The organism is Haloarcula sp. R1-2 (assembly GCF_011627385.1).
Taxonomy (GTDB): domain Archaea; phylum Halobacteriota; class Halobacteria; order Halobacteriales; family Haloarculaceae; genus Haloarcula; species Haloarcula marismortui.
The window spans coordinates 51,498-70,679 of sequence record NZ_JAANTG010000004.1 but is presented as its reverse complement, the minus strand read 5'-3'; the positions used below and the strand labels follow the sequence as shown (position 1 = coordinate 70,679).

Below are 19,182 nucleotides of genomic sequence, written 5' to 3'. Positions count from 1 at the left end.
GGCGTCACTCATCAGCGAGGTCCCAGTCCGCTTTCTCGGCGGCGTCGGCGAGTGGGATGAACTCCCAGCCGGTCCGCTCTGCAATCGGCTCGTCGTCCGGGCGGCCGACGAGGACCATCCGCTCGGCGTAGAACATAGAGTGCTTGTCGATGTCGGCAAGTCGCTCGGCTGGCTCCTGGCCCGCGCCGCTGAAGAAATCGGCGTCGATGCCATGGTCGCGCTGGAACTTGTTGATGACGAACGCCTCCACGTCGCCGACGATACCGACCCAGTCGGCCCATCCCCGCGCCTCACGGAACACCAGTTGCGGGTCGGCGAACTGCCGGGCCGCGTCGTAGGTCACGGCCATCGTCATGTCGTCGATACCGCCGCCGTGCGGACCGCTCGCTTCGACAGACGCCTCGCCAGCAGCGGGGTCCTCGGCGACGTTCGAGGCCGGGTCAGTGTCAGTCGCGGCTGCGCCGCCCGCGCCGCCGCTGTCCGTCGGAATGCCGACCGGCTTGTCTTTATTCTCCCGCGGGACGTGGGGGACCGGCTGTCCCCCGGGGTCTGCGCTGGCCGTCTCTCCGCTGTTCCTCTCGGCATCAGTGGCCGCGTCGGGACTCGTATTTATGGCTGCAGCGGGACTGCCAGCCTCGGCGTCGCTGTCGGGCCGTACCGATTCAGTCCCAGTTGCTCCGGTGTCGGGTTCATCCACGGGGTCGCCTTCATCGCTCCAGAACCAGTCGCCCCGGTTCGGCGTCTCTTCGTCGTCCTGTACGTCGAGTTCATCGAGGTCTATTTCGTCTGTCATTCTCCGAGTGCTGTGTCCGCTGGTAGTGTCGACTGGTCGACGGCGTCCGCGAGGCCGAGTCGTTCGATTGTCTCGGGAGTGGGGTGGCCATCGGCGTCCCAGCCCCGTTGCCTGTAGTACTCGTCGAGCATCGCGTCGAAGGATTCGGTGTCGATTGCCGCGCCCGCGTTCGGGCCCGAGTCGAGCGGTTCCTGTAATTTTGCCGGCAGTTCGTCGTCGGCCCGCGAAATACCCTCGCGGACGTTGAACAGGCGCGTGAGTGTCCATACCCGCTCGCCAACTGTCGCAAGGTCGCCGTCCGTGTCCAGTCCGACTGCATCAAGCCACTCAGCGCCGAGGTCGTCGAACGCGTCGCCGACGAAGTCGTCCACGACGAGACACCACAGCACCGAACGCTGGTCCTGTTCGCGGATGACGGCCGCGGCCGCCCGCTCGGGGCCCCAGTTGCCGTCGAACCCCTCCCGCTCGATGGGGAGCGCCCGCCGATGACAGGCCCCGCGGTCGCTGGTCGCGTACGCCAGTGCCATGCTCCGTGCGCCGCGGGGGTCGTACGCGGGCAGTTCCATGGCCTTGACCGTCGGCAGGAGGTCGTCCCCGCCTAGACGGGCCGAGGCCGCGTCAACGCCGTCGGCCAGAGCGTCGCCGAGCGTCGACTCCCGCGCGACGATTTCTTCGAGGAGCGCTCGCGCGTCGTCAGGACTCCCGTAATCGAGCGATTCCGCAAGCAGGCCGGCGTCGCCGGCTTTGATAGCCCACGCGACGGCGCTTCCGGCGCTGATGAGGTCGAGCCCCAGTCGGTTGCATGTCTCGCCCAGCGTCGCCACGGCGTCGAAGTCGTCGATGCCAAGCCCGGCCCCGAGGCTCATCGCCGTCGCCCCGCGGGGCACGGTCTCGCCATCTTCAGTCTGGACGCGAAAGCCGCCGGGACTGTCCGCGTCGTCGTACTCTCGGCCCGCGGCAAGTTCTTGTACGGCCTCGATACCGACGCTGTCGGCCCCCTCGAACTGGCCGTCTTCCCAGCCGCGCGTCGAGAGCGCGCCGATCGCGTTGGCGAAATCGACTGTCTCGACGGTCCCGCTGGCGTTGAGCCACTGTCCGGTGTCGCCCTCGCGGTACCGCTTGGCGTACTGCTCCCGTAGCTCCGCGAGGTCCGTCGGCGGCTCACCGCGGACGACGACGGCTTTCAGCCGTTTTGCGCCCATCACTGTTCCGGCACCGCCCCGCCCCGCGTGGTGTTCGCCGCCGTCAGAAGCGATAGTCGCGAACGCGACGCCCTGCTCGCCCGCCGGGCCGATACACGCCACCGCAGCCTCGGGGAACGCTGCGTCGGTTTCGGCCGTGTCCCGCCCCCACGTGTCGGCAGGTTCGACCGTCGCGCCGTCGGCCTCGACGACGAGTTTGACCGGCTCCGAAGCGCGCCCGGTGACAAGAATCCCGGTGTGGTCCTGCAACGCGCCGGCCAGCGTGTCCGGGAACGTCCCGCCCGCATAGGAGTCGAGGAAGCCGCCAGTCAGGGGCGACTTCGTGACCGCCGCGTAGCGTGTCTCGCCGGGGAGCAGCCCGGAGACCGGCCCGAGCATGAACAACAGGACGTTCTCGGGGCCTAGCGGGTCGGTGCCGGCGTCGAGTTTGTCGTACAGGTACCGAGCGCCGAGTCCCTTGCCGCCCACAAACTGGCGACGCCAGGCCTCCGGAACCGGACAGCTCTCGACCGATGCCGACGACAGGTCGACGTGGAGCATCCGGTCCCGATTGGCTACTGTCATCATACCTCACTCTTCCGTCTGTCGACTAAAGGATTACCCACAGCACCAAGCACCTTTCTGCCAGACCCGAGAAGGCAGGGTATGCGCGCAGGTGTCATCGTTGCGGGCGGTCGGTCGACGCGGTTCGGCAACAGCGACAAAGCCGTCGCCGACCTCGCTGGGACACCGATGGTCCGCCGCGTTGCCGACCGCCTTGGCGAAGCCGTCGACGAACTCGTCGTGAACTGCCGCGAGGACCAGGTCGAGGCCATCGACACGGCGCTATCGGACCACACGCTTGAGCCGACGTTCGCGCTCGATGAGGACCCCGACCAGGGACCGATGGCTGGCATCGCGACCGGGCTGGGGGCCGTCGACAGCGAATACGCTGCAGTGGTGGCCTGCGATATGCCCTTTGTCGACCCAACGTTCGTCGACTACCTGTTCGAGCGAGCGGCGTCCCACGAGGCCGCAGTCCCACGTCCGGACGAGTGGTTTCAGACGACACAGGCGGTGTACCACGCCGACGCAATGCATGACGCCTGTCAGCGAGCACTGGAGCGCGGTGAGCACAAAATCGTCGAACCGTTGTTCGACCTTGAGTACGTTGTCGTTGAGCGCGAAGACGTGCTCGCTCACACCTCACTGGATACGTTCAAGAACCTCAACACCCGTGAGGAGTTCGAGGCCGCGGCCGAGCGGTTCTGAACGAGCGGGGCCGGTGTCGCCTCACTCTCAGACGACTGCCACCAGCGGGTCGTCGCTCCGCATCTCAGCAAGGACGACACGCGACACGTCGACTTGGTCGTGAATCGCCTCGGCAACGGCCCGCGCGCTTGTTTCGAGTTCCGCGTCATCGACCATGTTGAGCAGCGGAACCGCGGTCGCGTTGGCTGGCACATCTTTCAGCCCGCCCTGCTCGTGGGCGAGGACCGCAGCGACGTCTTGCGGTCGAATCTCGTCACCGCGAGCGAGCCCGGTAATCGCGGTAACTTCGTCGACCCGGTGGACGATGTCGTCGGTCAAGGGTTCGCCGATGACGTGGGCGCTGGCAATCGGGACGACGGTCGAGGCCGACGTGGGGAGCTGTGGCTCGCGGTCGCTCGGCGCTTTGAACTCTCGCATCCGTGCGCCGTCGGCTTTCACCAGAATCGGATGGTCGATATCAGCCAGGTCGGCAACAGTCCCCGGGTCGTAGCCGCGGTAGCGGTCCGGTCGCTCCTGTGCCGGGACGACGCCTAGCGGCCACGCAGACGCCTCGTCAATGGCTGTCCGTGGGGTTTCCGTCACGACAACGTCCTCGACCCACCCGTCGAAAATCGGAATCCGAACCGTCGCGGTGACGACGGCGTGTTCTAGTCGCGCTGCGAGCGTCGCCATCGTCGTTTTCTTGCCCCCAGCGCCGACAAAGCAGATGGTCCCATGTCGTGCGTCTAGCGCGTCGACGATATCCATACGCAGTACACGGCGGTCGCCTGATTAATCGTTACCCCGTGTCCGATGACGGAACCGGACCAGTCACGCCATTTAATAGGCTGTGCTGTGAACAGTTAGCAAGGATATGCTCGAAGACGACTTCGGTCGCGAGGTCTCCGGTGTCCGCGTCTCCCTCACCGACCGGTGTAACTTCGACTGCGTCTACTGCCACAACGAGGGGCTGGGCGACACACGGGGCCCGATGGAGGCACAGGACGACGAACTCACTGCTGACACCATCGTGGCCTTCCTCGAAGTCGCCGCCGAGTTCGGCGTCGACTCGGTGAAGTTCACCGGCGGGGAGCCGATGCTCCGGGAGGACCTGGAGGAAATCGTCCGGCGCGCCCCCGACGAGATGGAGGTGTCGATGACGACCAACGGCACCTTTCTCCCCGGCCGCGCCCCGGACCTCGTCGACGCGGGCCTCGAGCGGGTCAACGTCTCACAGGACGCCCTCGACAGCGAGGCATTCGCCGAACTGACCCAGAGCGGGGCCTACGACCGCGTCCTCGAGGGCGTCGAAGCGGCGCTGGACGCTGGCCTCGAGCCGGTAAAGCTCAACATGGTCGTCTTCGAGCCGACCGCGGGCTACGTCCCGAAGATGGTCGACCACGTCGCCGAGAACCCCGGTCTCCAGCTCCAGCTTATCGAGTACATGCCGGAACTGGCGGGCCATCCGGAGTGGGCCATCGACATCGACCGCGTCCACGACTGGCTCGAAGACCGCGCCGACAAGGTCGAACACCGCGAGATGCACGACCGCAAGCGCTACTGGATGCACAGCGGCGAGGCGACGGTCGAAGGTGATAGTGCCTCCACCTCGCTGGCCGCGTCCGACGGCGGGATACGAACGGAGCCGGTCAACAACCACAACAGCGGAATGGTCGAAATCGTCGACCCCGTCGGCAACGAGAACTTCTGTGCGAACTGTCATCGCGTGCGGCTCACCCACGACGGCTACCTCAAGGGCTGTCTGAACCGCAACGATGACCTGCGTGACATCGGCACGACCAAAGAGTCGATGCGCGCCGCGTTCCGCGAGACGGTCGACACTCGCGTCCCCTACTACGGCGAGTACATGATTGAAACCGAGGACGGCGAGTGGGAGATAAACGAGGAGTACATCGACACCGACGGGGACCGTGCGCCCTACGAGTACTCGGAGTAGCGGCCGCCGCGGAGGGGTTCGCTCACTGTTTCGCCGTCGGACACGACCGTCATGAGTTTCACGTTCCGCGACCAGACGACAGTTTCGCTGTCGTGGAATGAACTGACCGGCGCAATCGGGGACTCGGCGACGGTACTCCCAGTTGTTGTCGCCGTCGCCGTGCTGACGAAGCTCTCGCTCCCGGTCATGCTCGTCTGGTTCGGCGTTTTTCAGGTCGTCTGGGGGCTGTACTACGGTGTCCCCATATCAGTCGAGCCGATGAAGGCGTTCGCCGCGCTGGTCATCGCCGGGACCATCTCGACTGGCGAACTCGTCGTTGCAGGGCTTTTGCTGGCCGGCATCCTGCTCGTGCTTGGAACCACACAGTCGCTCGAAGTGGTCAATCAGTACGTCGACGATACCGTTGTCCGCGGGGTGCAACTCGGCGTCGCGCTGGTCCTGCTCGAAACCGGCATCGGTCTTGGGCTCAACGACCCAAGACTCGTGACTATCGCCGTTGGCATTGTTGCCGTCCTTGCGGTGGTCGGCCACAGCGGGCAGAGCGCCTTCGCCGTTTTTGTCCTTGGAGCCGCCATCGCCCTCGCGGAGACCGGGGTTCCGACGCCGGCCGTCCCAGCGGTTGACGCCATGTTTATGCTTCCGACAATGACGCTATCGTTGCAAACGGGGGAGGCCGTCCTCGCACAGATCGCGGTCACGGTCGGCAACGCCGCCCTCGCCACGTCGGTCCTGCTCGCCGATTATTTCGACCGGGACGTATCTGCGGACCAGCTCTCGAACAGCATGGGGCTGATGAATCTGGTCGCGGTCCCTTTCGGCGCGTTCCCGATGTGTCACGGGAGTGGCGGCGTCGCCGGGAAGTACGCATTCGGGGCCAGAACGCCGGGCGCGAATCTGCTACTCGGTGCGGGCTACGTGCTGACTGCGTTCCTCGCCGTCGGCGTCATCTCGGTCTATCCGACGGCACTGCTCGGGGTCATCTTGGTGCTGATTGCGCTCCAGCTGGGCTGGACCGGCGTTTCTAGCACGGATGATCTGGTAGTTGTCGCGGCAATCGGTGTCGTCGGCGTGCTCATCAACCTCGGCCTCGCGCTCGTCCTCGGCGTCCTCGTCCAGCAACTGCGTGCCCGGCTGTAACTCAGCGGCTGGCCCCCACACGCTTGTAGCAGGAGCCCGAAGGGTCGACCAATAAATGCGCCCCGCAACAGAACTTGAAAACCTACTCGGAGAGGCGGAGTCGCTCACGATTGTCTGTCACAACAACCCTGACCCCGACTGTCTGGCCAGCGCGCTCGCGCTCGGTTGCATTGCGGCCGCCGTCGGCATCGACGAACGACGCATCCTCTACAGCGGCGAGATATCACACCAGCAGAACCGCTCGTTCGTCAATCTGCTGGAGATGGACATTCAGGAGTTCGATAGAGCCGACGTGATTGACCGGGACCCTTCGGAACTACTCGCCTTCGTCGACCACTCGATTCCAGGGGCGAACAACCGGGTTCCCGATGATGTCTCGGTCGATATCGTTGTCGACCATCACCCCGCCGAGGACATTACAGCCAGGTTCGTCGACCACCGTGTTGAGATCGGCGCGACGGCGACGATACTGACCGAGTACCTCCGAGACCTCAAAATCGAATTCGATGACCGTTTGGCGACAGCGTTGCTGTTTGCCATCCGCCGGGAGACGCTGGGATTCCTGCGCGGCGTGACGCCGGATGAGTACGGGGCGGCCGGCTTTCTGACGGACACGGCCGATTCGGACCTGTTGCGACAGCTCTCTTCGCCGTCGATCAGCGGTGCAACCGTCGACGCTATCGCGGACGCAATCGGAAACCGGACAGTCCGCGGGTCGGTGCTGATTTCACACGTCGGCCGGACGCCCGAGCGGGACGCCCTGCCGCAGTCGGCTGACTATCTGGCGACGCTTGAGGGCGTCGAGACGGCCATCGTCTTTGGCATTGTCGAGGACACGATTCAGCTCAGCGCCCGCTCGACGGACTCCCGGGTCAACATCGGTGACATTCTGAGTGAGTCCCTGAGCGATGTGGGGAGCGCAGGGGGACACCGCGAGATGGCCGGCGGCGAAATCCCGCTTGGCATCTTCGCCGATTACACGAGCGACGACACCGTGCTTGTCGATATTGTCGAGCAGGTGATTTCGGCGCGGCTCTTTGCCGGGTTAAATCTCTCGGAAGACAGCTAAGCCGCTGTTCAGGACAGCCGGAACGTTTCGAGGTTCTTCGGGTTGTGCGTCCGCATGTTGAACTTCTGGTACAGCGCCGAAGAGAGCTGGTTCGTCGTGGACGCGTCGCCGTGGACACAGAGGATCTTCTCCGGCCGCGGGTGCATTGTCTCGACGAACGACTCAAGCCCCTGTCGGTCGGCGTGGCCGGAGAAGCCATCGACCGTCTCCACGTTGAGTCTGAGGCTCACCCGCTCGGCGCGTGGCCCGCTCGTGTCGCCAAGGGTGATTTCGTCCTGTCCGCGCTGAATCTGGCGACCGAGGGTGCCTTCGGCCTGATAGCCGACGAACGCCATCGTGCTGTCCGGGTCGCTGCCCAGCAATCGGAGCCAGGACATCACGGGGCCGCCGGTGACCATTCCGGAGGTAGTCAGGATAATAGCCGGTTCGTCGTCGGCGATGTCCTGTCGCATCTCGTCGCCGCCGTCGACCTGCTCGAACTGCTCGGCGAGGAACGGGTTCTCGTCTTCGTAGAGGATTCGCTGGCGGAGGTCGTCCCGGAGGTACTCCGGGTACGCGGTGTGGATAGCCGTCGCCTCCCGAATCATCCCGTCGAGGTACACCGGCATCGTCGGAATATCGCCCTTCCGCATCGCTTCTTCGAGGACAAGCATGAGTTCCTGCGACCGCCCCACGGCGAATGCCGGAATCAGTACCTTGCCGTCGTTCTCGTAAGACTCGTTGATAACGTCTCTGAGAACCCGTTCGGAGTCAGACTGGTCGGTCTGGTAGTCGTTCTTGCCGCCGTAGGTCGACTCCAGCACGAGCGTCTCGACGCGGGGGAAGTCGTTGACGGCCCCGTCGAGCAGGCGGGTGTCTTTGTAATGGATGTCCCCGGAGAAGGCGACGTTGTAGCGGCCCTCGCCGATATGGAAGTGACACACTGCCGACCCAAGGATGTGGCCGGCGTTGTGCATCGTGAGCTTGATATCCGGCGCAATGTCGGTGACGTTGCCGAACTCCAGCGGAATCGTGTGTTTCAGTGCGTCCCGGACCTGCTGGCTCTCGTAGGGCGGTGTCCGCCCTTCCTTCGAGGCCACGTCGAGGTAATCCAGCTGGAGCAAGCCCATCAGGTCCCGCGTCGGTGCAGTCGTGTAAATCGGCCCGTCGTAACCGTATTTGAACAGAATAGGAATGAGCGCGGAGTGGTCGAGGTGGGCGTGTGTCAGGACGACGGCATCGAGGGAGTTCGGCCCCGCAGCGAGCGCTTCGGGAGCCTGGAGATACGGAACCTCGCCCTCAGCGCCGGGTTTGTCGCCACAGTCGATGAGGATGCGGGACTCCGGCGTCGAGAGGATGAAGGCGGCGCGCCCGACCTCACGACAGCAGCCGAGCGTGGTGAGTCGAACCCAGTCCTCGTCGCTCGTGGTTGGGCGGTTGATCTGTCGACCGACGCGCTGGAGGATATCTCGGCGTTCTTCGCGTTCCTGTTTGAGGTAGTTCCGGACGTTCGAGACAGTCGAGGACTCCATCGGCGGCGTCCGGACGACCTCGGGGGTCCAGCCGACGGATGCAGAAATCTCGTCCAGCGTTGCCCCGTGGCGGCCGATGACGCGACCGGGCTTTTCGGCCTCAATAAATACCTCGCCCGTCTGGCGGTCGAAATCCAGATTCTGGACGCCGGCGTCCTCGGGAATCGTCTGCGTGATTTGGGCCCGGGCTTCGTTCGGCGGCACGAGGGCTTCCTGCGTGGGGCGAACGTTGATGCGTTTGCGGAGCGTCTGTGCGAGATTTCTGACGATGCCGTCGCGGTTGGCGACCGTCTGCGCGTCCGGCGTGTAAATAACTAGTTCCGGCCCCTCGAACGCGACCGATTCGATTTCGATGTCGTCTGGTGTCTCTTCTTCGACCTGTGCTTTGATTCGATCAAGTGTCTCGTCTGCGGAACTCATAAGTTTGGAGATGGAGGCCCGATAGCCGTCGGAAAACCACGGCTCTCGACTGCCGTTATCTAGCGGGAGTGCAAGCACGGTAAAGAACCTTTGCTTGTCTCGTTATGTCATCGCGTGGTCGTGTCTCGGCAGGAACCGGCGAATTTTAGTGTTGGACTCCGAGTTGTATCTATATGGGCTTTGGTAGCTACGATGAATCCGAACAGAAGGACAACGACGTAGACGCGGACGACAGCGAGGGCGTTGCGGTCCACGAGAACGACCACGACGGGTCGGTCTCCTTCGAGACGGAGGCGACCACGAGCGACCTCGTCGACAAGCTCGGCGACATGAAAGACGAAGACGAAGAGTAACGCCGCCACTCCCGACCGCGCTTACTGACCGACTTTTTGTGCAAGTTCGCCGCGCTCGTCGAGCTGTTCGAGGATGTCACTGCCACCGATGAACTCCCCGTCGACGAACGTCTGTGGGATCGTTTCGCGCCCGCTGTGGCGCTCCAGAGCTTCCCGATAGGCGTCGGTCGCTTTGAGCACGTCCACTGTCTCGATGTCGTCGCGGTGTTGTTGCAGTAGTGCGAGTGCCTTCTTCGAGTAGCCACACTGTGGCATCAGCTCGTTGCCTTTCATGAACAGCACGACCTCGTTGTCCTCGATGACACTGTCTACCTGCTCCGTGACCTCTTCCGGGGAAAGTTCTTCGGGCTCGAATGCCATACCGCCACTAACGGCGTCGGCAATAAAGGCGTACCGACGGGGCGAGTGAGGCCCCATCACCGAGACCCGGCTACTCTGCTTCCGCAGGTGTCAGCGTCGTCAGCTCGATGGCGTGAATGTCGCGAGTGAGATGGTCCCCCAGCGCGTCGTGGACGAGCTGGTGCTGGTCAACTAGCGACTCCCCTTCGAACACCGGCGAAACCACGCGTACGGCGTAGTGTTTGTCGTCGTCAGGGTCCCGCGGTGTGGTGACCGTCGCCTGTGCTTCCGGAAGCGCTTCCTCGATGAGTTCGGCGACCGCATCCTCGTCCATACGCGTTCTGAAGAGAGCGGCGGGCAAAACAGTTGGCGTCACAGTCGCGTCGTGGGCACCAACTGAGCGACAGTGCCCGGTCGAAGGCGGCCAGTCACAGGGGTACAAGCCCGCCAGTCACGACCGGTTTGACCAACCGATTCACGTCCGCGTCTGTGGTGACCGGCTATGAATCCCTGCCGGCTGAACCACAGGTGTTTGTGCCCCGGATGCGTAGACCGCATATGAGCGACGCAACGCTCGTCTACGACGACGACTGTGGCTTCTGTACATGGTGGGCGGACTTCATCGGCGAACGGTCTGCTCTCGAAATCGTTGGCTTCTCTGCGCTCGGCGACGACCTACTAGAGCGACTCCCAGACGACTACGAGTCCTGTTCGCATCTGGTGACCGAGGAGGACGTGTATTCCTGCGGGAAATCCATCGAAACCGCGCTTACATACACCGAACTCGGCAAGCCAGCACGACCGCTGGTCTCGTTCCTCCGGCAGTTCGAGGACTACGAGCGGTTCCGCGAGCGGGCCTATCGACAGGTCGCGGATAACCGTTCGAAGTGGGGGAAGGTCATGTCAAAGACGCCGCCAGCGCGCAGGGATAACTCGGACTGACGCCACATTCCCAAAACTGCTGGACGACGTTCACACATCGATCAGCGGTAGTCCGCGACAGTCGCCCGTCCACTCACCTCATCAGTTGCTGGTGGGTCGGCTTCATACAGCGGTCCTGAACGACGCGGCGGCCAGCCGCCTCAGCGCGTTCGACGGCGTCGTCGTCGTGGATACCAAGCTGGAGCCAGATGACGGCGTCGTCGTCGCGTTCTAGGGCCGCGTCAACGATGTCGCGGACCTCATCGCTGGGCCTGAACACGTCAACGAGGTCTATTTCACCCGGAACCTCTGCCAGTGAGTCGTAGGCCTTCTGCCCGAATATCTCGTCAGCGAAGGGGTTGACTGGAATTACCTCGTACCCCTGTTCGCTAAGGTACTTCGGAATCTCGTGGGCGTCCTTGCCGGGGCTGGTCGAGCACCCGACGACGGCGACACGGTCATGTTCGAGAATCTCCCGGAGTTCGTCGTCCGAAGTAACAGGCATACACGAAGGTTCGTCGGGCAGCAACAAAAGGGATTGCCTGCTGGACCTACTCCGCGGGCTCGTCGGCCTCTGTCGGTTCCTGCAGGTACGTCTCGCCCCACGCGGCCATTTCGGTGATTACGGACTCCAGCGACTCCCCGTGTTCGGTGAGCGAATAATTGACGCGAAACGGCTGTTCGTTGATTACTTCCCGGTCGACGAGCCCTTTCTCCTGCAGGTCTTCAAGGCTGTCAGAGAGGACTTTAGAAGAAATCCCATCGACGTTCTCTTTGAGTTCGTTAAAGCCTGATGGGCCGTTATCAAGCAATCGGTGGATGATAACGGGGTGCCACTTCTTCCCGATAAGGGACGCCGTCGTGGTTATGGGGCACCAGTCCTCGCCAGCACACCAGACGGAGAGCTTCTCGGGTGAATCGCTCATATCTTGTCGGGATTTCGGCCGCGGTCGGCTAATAACTACCCCTGTGCAAGTAGCCGGACTCCATCGTTTGGGAACCACATCGAGAGACTCAGCAGGACATCGCACACTGAGGCCTACCCAGAGCTATGAGCTATTATACCCGAGTGTGTCCCTCTCCGCTATTTCTTGCGGCGCGGTTACGCTGGGAGAGAGTAGCCATATTTTTCTCCGGTTATTCAGTGTATTCTTGTATGGTTGCAGTCACCGTGTGGAACGAAAATCAGCATGAACGGGCGACAGGCCCGGCCAATGCGATGTACCCCGACGGAATCCACACGACGTTGGCTGAGACGCTTACTTCGTACGGCCACACCGTTCAGACAGCGACACTCGATGACCCAGCCCACGGACTGACCGAGACGGTGCTCGCCGAAACTGATGTGTTACTGTGGTGGAGCGATATCGCCCACGATGTTGTTAGCGATGCGACTGCGAACCGCGTCGAGCAGGCCGTCCGTGATGGGATGGGGTTCATCCCGCTCCATTCCAGTCACGAGTCGAAGCCGTTCGAGGCACTCATGGGGGGGACTGGCACCCTGCGCTGGCGCGAGGAGGGCGAGCGTGAGCACGTCTGGGTCGTGGAAGCGAGCCATCCCATTACCGATGGACTACCCGAGGAGTTCGAACTCGAACGTGCCGAGATCTACGGAAAGGGGTTCGACCTGCCGACACCGGACACGCTAGTGACTGTAAGTTGGTGTGACGACGGCACGGTGTTTCCCAGCGGGTGTTGTTACTACCGTGATGCAGGAAGAATATTCTACTTTCAGCCCGGCCACGAGACGTTTCCAGTGTACCACCGGCCGGTCGTCCAGAAGCTTTTGCACAACGCCGTTACGTGGGCCGCGCCGAATGAGCCCGACCGCCCCTGCGCCGGACAGTCCTGACAAGCAGCACAATTGTTATGCTGGCCATTGGCCCCCGGATGACCCGTCTCCTATTCAATTGACTGGCTGGAAACGGCGGCCTGAATCCGCACGTAGGTGATTAGGAGGGGTTTTCAGGAACAGTAGGAACTGTTTGCGCTCAGGAGGGGGAGCGAAGGTGACTGCAAACTTAGGGGGCTGGGTCACAACCGCGAGCCAGCATGCGAGGACAACAGCAAAGCCGTGGACCGATTCCAAAGGGTTTGTATCTAATGACTCCGGAGAGTGGCCTATGACAGAGAACGTAGTGGTGCTCGGTTCGGGGTACGCCGGCGCGGGGGCAATAAAGAGTTTCGAGGACGAGTTAGATGGCCAGACGGACGTTGATGTGACCTGGATTTCTGAGACGGACTATCATCTGGTCTTGCACGAGTCCCACCGCTGCATCCGGGACCCGAGCGTGCAGGAGAACATCGCCATCCCTGTCCACGAAATCAAGCAGCCGTCGACGTCATTCATTCAGGACGAGGTCGTCGGCATCGACACCGACGCCCAAGAAGTGGCCCTCGCCGACTCCGACACCGTCGAGTACGACTACTTGCTCGTTGGGCTGGGCTCCCAGACGGCCTTCTTCGGCATCGAGGGCCTCAAAGAGCACGCTCTGACGCTCAAGAGCCTCGACGACGCGCTTGCAATCCACGACAAGGTTCAGCAAGCGGCCCGCGAAGCCTCCACAAACGACCCAGCACAGGTCGTCATCGGCGGCGCTGGCCTCTCCGGCATTCAGACCGCCGGCGAGGTCGCCGAATTCCGCGACGAACACAACGCGCCAATCGACATCCACCTCGTGGAAGGCCTCGACCAGGTCCTGCCCAACAGCGACCCGGAACTGCAGGGTGCCCTGCGTAAGCGTCTGGAAGCCGCCGACGTGAACATCAAGTGCGGGGAGTTCATCGGCGAAGTCGACGAGGAGACGGTCTACATCGGCGACGAGGACGAACTGGAGTACGACGTACTGGTCTGGACGGGCGGTATCACCGGCCGCGATTGTATGCAAGACGTCGACCTGGACAAGGATGAGCGCAACCACCGCGTCCACGCCGAAGGGAACTTCCAGACCGAGGATGAACACGTCTTCGCAATCGGCGACTCGGCGCTGATCGACCAGCCGGGCGACCAGCCCGCCCCGCCGACCGCGCAGGCCGCCTGGCAGGCCGCCGAAGTCGCCGGTGAGAACCTCGCTCGCGCCGTGCGAGGCCAGCCGCTGAAGACGTGGACCCACAAGGACAAGGGCACGGTCGTTTCGGTCGGCGAGAAAGCCGTCGCCCACGACGTGGTGAATATGCCTATCGAGACGTTTGGCGGGATGCCCGCGAAACTGCTGAAGAAAGCGATTGCCGCCCGCTGGATCAACGACATGACTGGTGTCGGTCGAGCCGCCAAGGCCTGGCCTGACATGTAGCGAGTCCCTTTTTACGTCACCTCCTCTCCTCGCGCCTCCGGCGCTGCGGGGAGCGGGTTCGTAAAAATCTACGCTAAAAACGACCTCCGAGTCGCGTTCTGCGAACGCGCTCGGAGTGAAACCGCGTTCGCTCCGCTCGCGCGGTATGCCGTGTCTGCCACCTTCCCCAGTAGCTATTGATATATGCCGCCGTCTGTAGGTCGCTACCAAGCAGACTCTAACACGCCGACAATATCCTCCCGGGTTGGCTCCAGCCCCGACGGGACGTTCATCATGAAGGCGTCTTCAAGGACGGCATCGGCGACTTCGGGAAACTCCGCCCGGTCAGGGCCGGCTACGTCCCGGAGTTGTGTTGGCAGTCCCAGCGTCGTCACTACCTCACTGACTCGGTCAACGACCGCCGTCCCAGGGTTGTCAGCGTCGCCGACCCCGAGTGCGTCGGCCAGAAGTGACCGCCGGCCGTCGACCTGCTCGAAGAGGTACGAGAGCGCGTCCGGAGCAATGATTCCGTGAGCCGCGCCCTGCTGGACGGCGTCGGTCCGGGTTAGTCCGTGGCCGAGGGCGTGGATCAGCGAGAGCGTCGTCCCGTTGGCCCGCGAGATACCGTACTGGACGAGCATGAGTCCCTGCGTGACCGACTGGTACACCCATGGGTCGTCGTCACCGTTACCGAACGCGAGCAGGCCTTCTGTGAGAAGGCCGAGGCCGTGCGACGCTGTGGCGTCGGTTATCGGAGTTGCGTTGGCCGCGTACAGCGTCTCGATACCTTTGTCGAAGCCGTTCATCGCCGACGCCGTGAGGACCGACCGGGGCGTCGTCGCAATCAGTTCGGGGTCGTAACAGGCGGCCGCGGGCATCAGTTCCGGGTCACTGACACCGCCGCTGGCCGGTTCGTCCACAGGACAGGTGTCTGGTGCGGCTGTGACGCCAGCGACGATAGAGAGGTCAGCGCCGGCCAGCGTCGTCGGGACGGCGATAATCGGTGGCAGTGCTGCTTCGGGGACAGCTATCGTTCCGGAATCAGCGAACGCCGTGCCGACAGCGGTTGGGTCGCGGTCGGTCGCCGCGAGAATACTGATGATTTTTGCCACGTCGAGGCTGCTCCCGCCGCCGACGGCCACGAGACAATCGGCGTCAGCCTCGCGGAAGCGTTCAAGCCCGTCGTACGCAGTGCCGAGCCGCTTGGCTGGCGTTGTCTCCGCGAAGACGCCGGCAAGTCGGTCACCGAGTCCGTCCCGAACAGGGTCCATCACGGCCGGCGTCTCACCGACGGTAGTGCCACAGACGACCAGTGCACGGTCGTAGCCCTGCTCGTCTAACTCCGTACCCAGCGACCGCACGGCGTCAGGGGCGTATCGGAGCGTCGCGGGGGCATACTCGAACCGAAACGGGGCCTCAAGGTCGCCGGCAACCGGTGTGTCGGCCATCGGTGTGACGCATTCGGCCCCGCTCGTCTTTAGGCCTTCAGGTCGCCAGAGCCGTCAATCGCCACAACTTTCGCTTTCGATGACTGCAACGCGGACACGTGACGGTCCCTTGCAGGACGGCAGCGTATTCTCGGCTGAAGTCCCCGCGTTCGGGTAAACGCCGTTACTGCGGTTCCATACCAGCTATCCCGTCGGCCAGCGAGTCAAGGTCGTCGAGCGCCTCCTCCAGCGCACCGACGCTGTGTTTCTCCCGTCGGTCCGGGTTCGCAAGTACCCGGACCTGCTGTGTTCCCAATGAGACGAACCCGAGGTCAAGTTTCGCCGCTGTAGCGTGAAGCCCGAGCCCCGCATCCGCACCGCCCGCCATGACCTTTCGAGCGGGACTCTCGTGGGCTTTTGTCGTGAGTTCGTAGCCTTCGATGGCATCGACGACCTCCGCGCGGCCGACGCCCCGGTCCTCGCCGAGGGCGTCGAGCGCGTCGTCGAAGCTCCGTCGCAGTCCGGAGGCGGTGTCGCGGTTGACAAAGCGGTAGTCACCGTCGACGAGGTCGCCCAAGTCGGATACGTCGGTATCAGGACCAACGACAAGCCCCCATTCGCGCTCCCAGCCGCCAATGTCGGCCGCGTCGTGGTCATCGGCGGCCGGCCCCGCAACGACGGCGACGTCGGGCACGCCGTTGTCGAGGCGGCGGAGCCCCTCAGTAGATCCAAGCGGGAGATACCGCGGCCGGCCAATCGTGTCGAGCAGGCGCGAGAGCAGCGGGTCGTCCTCGCCCATCCCCAGAAGCGTCGGCGGCCTGACTGCCGGAGAGAACAGCGTCACGTCGACTGCCTCCCCCTCTGCCAGGTAGTCCGTCCCCGGCGGGACGTCGACGAACCCGTCGGCGTCGACGAGGCTTGTCGTCGCGCCGCTGCCCTTGTCGACGGGGTAGACCAGCAGCGACCCCGTTTCGTCCTCGACCAGACCCGCCGGCATGAGGCGTCTGCGCCCCTCGCCGTAGCGTTCCTGAACTGCCATCGTGCCAGAGACCGTTGCTGTCCGTGGCGGGTCCCGTCCGGCGGCGTCCCGGACTGCCGGCGCGACAAACGTCTGGAAGATGGTCAGCGCCGACACCGGGTACCCCGGCAAACCGACGTACGCCGAGTCGCCGATAGTGCCGACGAGCATCGGCTTGCCGGGCTTGACGGCGACGCCGTGGAGCCTGAGTTCGCCCCGCTCCTCGATGACGCGGTAGATGACATCGACCGCGCTGGCGCTCGTCGACCCCGACGAGAGGACGAGGTCGCACTCGTTGGCTGCCTCGTGAAGTAACCGCTCCATCTCCTCGTAGTCGTCGCCGGCGTGGGGGTACATCACAGGGTCGCCGCCGGCCTCCGCGACCGCGCCCGCCAGCGTGTAGCTGTTTACGTCGTATATCTGGCCGGCAGCGCTGTCGAGGGGATTCCCGGGTCGGACGAGTTCGTCCCCGGTTGAGAGGATGCCAACCTGGGGCCGGCCACGCACCGGAACCTCGTCGACGCCCAGCGCGGACAGGAGTCCGATTTCCCGGGGCGTGATTCGCGTTCCGGGGCCGAGCGCGCGCGCGCCGGCCGCGATGTCCGCGCCGGCGAGCATCACGTTGTCGCCGGGCGCAACGGACGTGCGTATCTCGATGCCATCGTCAGTCTCAGTCGTTCGTTCGACCATCACGACGGCGTCCGCGCCGGCCGGCATCACCGCGCCGGTCGAGATTTCGGCGAGTGAACCCGGTTCGACGGTTACGTCGGGCTCCTCGCCCGCGTGGACCTCCCCAACGACCGACAGCGTCACCGGGTCAGCCTCGTCAGCGCCGAAGGTGTCTCTGGCGTGTACAGCGTAGCCGTCCATGCTCGCGCGGTCGAACCCCGGCACGTCGATGTCGGCGTCGATCCGCTCCGCAAGGACACGGTCGCGGGCGTCCGCAAAGGGAACGCTCTCAGGTTCGGGATCAATGTCGAGGCCAGCGACGACTTCGTGGGCCTCTTCGGGTGACGCCAGGTCGCGGAACTCGCGGCGGTCGCTCACTGTGACCACTCCCAGTCCTCGACGGTCACGGTGTCACCGGCGTCGTACCCCTCAACGGACTCCGGAACGACAACCCAGCCGTCAGCGAGCGCGACGCTTGAGAGGACACCGGAGCCGCTGGCCCGCGTCGGCGTCGCGGTCGTTTGCTCGTCTGCGTCTTCATCGTGCAGTTCCACCCGCGCGTAGGTTCGGGTCCCCGGCTCGCTGGCGATCTTCCGCGTGAGTTCGGCCTTGGTCGTCGGCGGGTCGGTCGACCGGAGATGGCCGGCCTGCCGGAGCGCTGGCCGGAGGAACTGGACGGCGTTGACGATGCAAGCGACCGGATACCCCGGAAGCATGAGAATCGGCGTCCCCTCAGCCACGCCGAGCGCGACCGGGTGGCCCGGCTTCAGTGCGACCCCGTGGACCAGCACCTCGCCAATCTCGCTGACGACCTCCGGGAGCAGGTCACGCTCGCCGACAGAGGACCCGCCGGTCGTCACCACGAGGTCGTGGTCAAGGTCGTCACTGATGGCCGCCCGGAGTGCGTCCACGTCGTCGGTGACGATGTCGCGGTAGGTCGCGTCGCCGCCCCAGCGCTCGACGTACTGGGTGACGGTCTGGCCGTTCGTCTCGATTACCTGCCCCGGTTCTGGGTCATTTTGGACCAGCTCCTCGCCGGTCGGAATGACGCTGACCGTGGGTCGCTCGTACACTTCGACCACGTCGTTGCCGACCGATTTTAACAGCCCGAGGTCCGACGGTCGGAGCCTGTGGCCATCCTCGTACAGCGTCTGCCCTTGCTCCACGTCCTCGCCGACAGGGGCGACGTTCTCCCCGCCAGCGACCGCATCGAACACTGTGACGCTGTCGCCGGTCACCTCGGTCTCCTCAACCATCACGACGGCGTCGGCACCCTCGGGGAGTTCGCTCCCCGTGTGCACGCGAGCCGCTGTTCCCGTTGTCACCGCCTCATCGACCCGGAGCGATGCCGGCGACCGCTGGCTCGCGCTAAACGTGTCCTCGGCTCTGACAGCGAAGCCGTCCATCGCCGCACGGCGGTAGTGGGGCACCGCTCGCTCGGCCGTGATTTCACCCGCGACGACGCGTTCGTCGGCGTCACGCAGCGGGACACGCTCCGTCCGCTCGTGTGGGGACACTGCGTCCAGCAGCGTCTCCCTGGCCGTCGTCACCGGCGTTCGGTCCTTGAATCCGGCTGACTTCCGGGACTCGTTGCTCATATGTGTACGAATGGCCGGCACACCAAAAAGCTCGCCAGATTCAGGGGGCTTCGGGCAAACAAGAACGTATGGCTGAGTCGGACCTTCGCTGTCGGCTCTGTGGGAACGAGCTCTCGAAAGGACTGGTCGCAACCGACAGCCGGCACTGCTGTCTCAATGCCACCCCTATCGCCGGGACCTGCCCCGAACACGGTCCGGTCGGCCCGCATCACGCTGTGGAGGACTAGCCGGGCTGCGCGTCGCGGAGGTTCAAGTACGGGAACGGG

Annotated in this window: 20 protein-coding genes; 9 read left to right on the top strand and 11 right to left on the bottom strand. The window is 64.1% G+C overall.

What is annotated here, in order from left to right:
* Positions 1 to 4: 4 nt before the first annotated feature.
* Positions 5 to 793 carry a hypothetical protein gene (locus G9C82_RS16435; protein WP_121303270.1) on the bottom strand — a complete coding sequence of 263 codons (789 nt, stop codon included), beginning with the start codon at positions 791 to 793 and terminating at the stop codon, positions 5 to 7.
* Positions 790 to 2,562 carry an aldehyde ferredoxin oxidoreductase family protein gene (locus G9C82_RS16430; RefSeq protein WP_127014695.1) on the bottom strand — a complete coding sequence of 591 codons (1,773 nt, stop codon included), beginning with the start codon at positions 2,560 to 2,562 and terminating at the stop codon, positions 790 to 792. Before G9C82_RS16430 ends, G9C82_RS16435 begins: the two co-directional genes overlap by 4 nt.
* A 78-nt stretch (positions 2,563 to 2,640) precedes the next feature.
* On the opposite strand from G9C82_RS16430, the gene G9C82_RS16425 reads away from it, so the two are divergent.
* Positions 2,641 to 3,246 carry a molybdenum cofactor guanylyltransferase gene (locus G9C82_RS16425; protein ID WP_127014694.1) on the top strand — a complete coding sequence of 202 codons (606 nt, stop codon included), beginning with the start codon at positions 2,641 to 2,643 and terminating at the stop codon, positions 3,244 to 3,246.
* A 27-nt stretch (positions 3,247 to 3,273) separates the two neighbouring features.
* On the opposite strand, the gene yqeC is transcribed toward G9C82_RS16425, so the two are convergent.
* Entirely contained in the window at positions 3,274 to 3,993 is a 720-nt protein-coding gene (gene yqeC, locus G9C82_RS16420; protein WP_127014693.1) for a selenium cofactor biosynthesis protein YqeC, read from the bottom strand.
* A 106-nt stretch (positions 3,994 to 4,099) separates the two neighbouring features.
* On the opposite strand from yqeC, the gene moaA reads away from it, so the two are divergent.
* The 3 genes from moaA to G9C82_RS16405 are packed head-to-tail and all read left to right on the top strand — an operon-like array spanning position 4,100 to position 7,388.
* Positions 4,100 to 5,182, top strand: a complete 1,083-nt coding sequence (gene moaA / locus G9C82_RS16415) for a GTP 3',8-cyclase MoaA (RefSeq protein WP_121303267.1) — start codon at positions 4,100 to 4,102, stop codon at positions 5,180 to 5,182.
* Positions 5,183 to 5,233: 51 nt separating this feature from the next.
* Entirely contained in the window at positions 5,234 to 6,319 is a 1,086-nt protein-coding gene (locus G9C82_RS16410; protein WP_127014692.1) for a putative sulfate/molybdate transporter, read from the top strand.
* 55 nt (positions 6,320 to 6,374) lie between these two features.
* Positions 6,375 to 7,388 (top strand): bifunctional oligoribonuclease/PAP phosphatase NrnA, encoded by a 1,014-nt coding sequence (locus G9C82_RS16405; protein WP_127014691.1) that lies wholly within the window; start codon positions 6,375 to 6,377, stop codon positions 7,386 to 7,388.
* Positions 7,389 to 7,396: 8 nt separating this feature from the next.
* Here G9C82_RS16405 and G9C82_RS16400 read toward each other — a convergent pair whose 3' ends face one another.
* A complete protein-coding gene (locus G9C82_RS16400) occupies positions 7,397 to 9,319 on the bottom strand; it encodes a beta-CASP ribonuclease aCPSF1 (protein ID WP_007187723.1) in 1,923 nt (640 codons plus the stop codon).
* 173 nt (positions 9,320 to 9,492) lie between these two features.
* Between G9C82_RS16400 and G9C82_RS16395 the strand changes: the two genes are divergently transcribed.
* The gene (locus G9C82_RS16395) at positions 9,493 to 9,672 is read left to right on the top strand and encodes a DUF5786 family protein (RefSeq protein ID WP_004516241.1); all 180 of its coding nucleotides are present in this window, start codon (positions 9,493 to 9,495) and stop codon (positions 9,670 to 9,672) included.
* 21 nt (positions 9,673 to 9,693) lie between these two features.
* Here G9C82_RS16395 and G9C82_RS16390 read toward each other — a convergent pair whose 3' ends face one another.
* Both G9C82_RS16390 and G9C82_RS16385 read right to left on the bottom strand, forming a co-directional pair.
* On the bottom strand, positions 9,694 to 10,032 hold the full coding sequence (locus G9C82_RS16390) for a glutaredoxin (protein WP_004956798.1): 339 nt from the start codon (positions 10,030 to 10,032) through the stop codon (positions 9,694 to 9,696).
* Between the two features lie 70 nt (positions 10,033 to 10,102).
* On the bottom strand, positions 10,103 to 10,345 hold the full coding sequence (locus G9C82_RS16385; RefSeq protein ID WP_004956795.1) for a BolA/IbaG family iron-sulfur metabolism protein: 243 nt from the start codon (positions 10,343 to 10,345) through the stop codon (positions 10,103 to 10,105).
* Between the two features lie 224 nt (positions 10,346 to 10,569).
* Here G9C82_RS16385 and G9C82_RS16380 point away from each other — a divergent pair, with 224 nt between their 5' ends.
* Entirely contained in the window at positions 10,570 to 10,953 is a 384-nt protein-coding gene (locus G9C82_RS16380; protein WP_127014690.1) for a DUF393 domain-containing protein, read from the top strand.
* A 73-nt stretch (positions 10,954 to 11,026) separates the two neighbouring features.
* Here the strand turns inward: G9C82_RS16380 and G9C82_RS16375 are convergent, their stop codons facing one another.
* Both G9C82_RS16375 and G9C82_RS16370 read right to left on the bottom strand, forming a co-directional pair.
* Complete coding sequence (locus G9C82_RS16375) at positions 11,027 to 11,437, bottom strand: CoA-binding protein (protein ID WP_127014689.1); 411 nt, start codon at positions 11,435 to 11,437, stop codon at positions 11,027 to 11,029.
* A gap of 46 nt (positions 11,438 to 11,483) precedes the next feature.
* The gene (locus tag G9C82_RS16370; RefSeq protein WP_004956789.1) at positions 11,484 to 11,858 is read right to left on the bottom strand and encodes a helix-turn-helix domain-containing protein; all 375 of its coding nucleotides are present in this window, start codon (positions 11,856 to 11,858) and stop codon (positions 11,484 to 11,486) included.
* Between the two features lie 230 nt (positions 11,859 to 12,088).
* Between G9C82_RS16370 and G9C82_RS16365 the strand changes: the two genes are divergently transcribed.
* Together G9C82_RS16365 and G9C82_RS16360 are read left to right on the top strand one after the other, a co-directional pair.
* Positions 12,089 to 12,784: a ThuA domain-containing protein gene (locus tag G9C82_RS16365; protein ID WP_007187719.1), complete on the top strand. Its 696-nt coding sequence runs from the start codon at positions 12,089 to 12,091 to the stop codon at positions 12,782 to 12,784.
* A 271-nt stretch (positions 12,785 to 13,055) separates the two neighbouring features.
* Positions 13,056 to 14,225 (top strand): NAD(P)/FAD-dependent oxidoreductase, encoded by a 1,170-nt coding sequence (locus G9C82_RS16360; protein ID WP_127014688.1) that lies wholly within the window; start codon positions 13,056 to 13,058, stop codon positions 14,223 to 14,225.
* Positions 14,226 to 14,428: 203 nt separating this feature from the next.
* Here the strand turns inward: G9C82_RS16360 and G9C82_RS16355 are convergent, their stop codons facing one another.
* The 3 genes from G9C82_RS16355 to glp form a co-directional block, all read right to left on the bottom strand.
* Positions 14,429 to 15,652 (bottom strand): iron-containing alcohol dehydrogenase family protein, encoded by a 1,224-nt coding sequence (locus tag G9C82_RS16355; RefSeq protein WP_127014687.1) that lies wholly within the window; start codon positions 15,650 to 15,652, stop codon positions 14,429 to 14,431.
* Between the two features lie 163 nt (positions 15,653 to 15,815).
* Positions 15,816 to 17,696 carry a molybdopterin biosynthesis protein gene (locus G9C82_RS16350; protein ID WP_127014686.1) on the bottom strand — a complete coding sequence of 627 codons (1,881 nt, stop codon included), beginning with the start codon at positions 17,694 to 17,696 and terminating at the stop codon, positions 15,816 to 15,818.
* On the bottom strand, positions 17,693 to 18,916 hold the full coding sequence (gene glp, locus G9C82_RS16345) for a gephyrin-like molybdotransferase Glp (RefSeq protein WP_004956755.1): 1,224 nt from the start codon (positions 18,914 to 18,916) through the stop codon (positions 17,693 to 17,695). The genes G9C82_RS16350 and glp overlap by 4 nt, the downstream gene beginning before the upstream one ends.
* 68 nt (positions 18,917 to 18,984) lie before the next feature.
* Between glp and G9C82_RS16340 the strand changes: the two genes are divergently transcribed.
* Complete coding sequence (locus G9C82_RS16340) at positions 18,985 to 19,143, top strand: hypothetical protein (protein WP_164734771.1); 159 nt, start codon at positions 18,985 to 18,987, stop codon at positions 19,141 to 19,143.
* Positions 19,144 to 19,182: the final 39 nt, after the last annotated feature.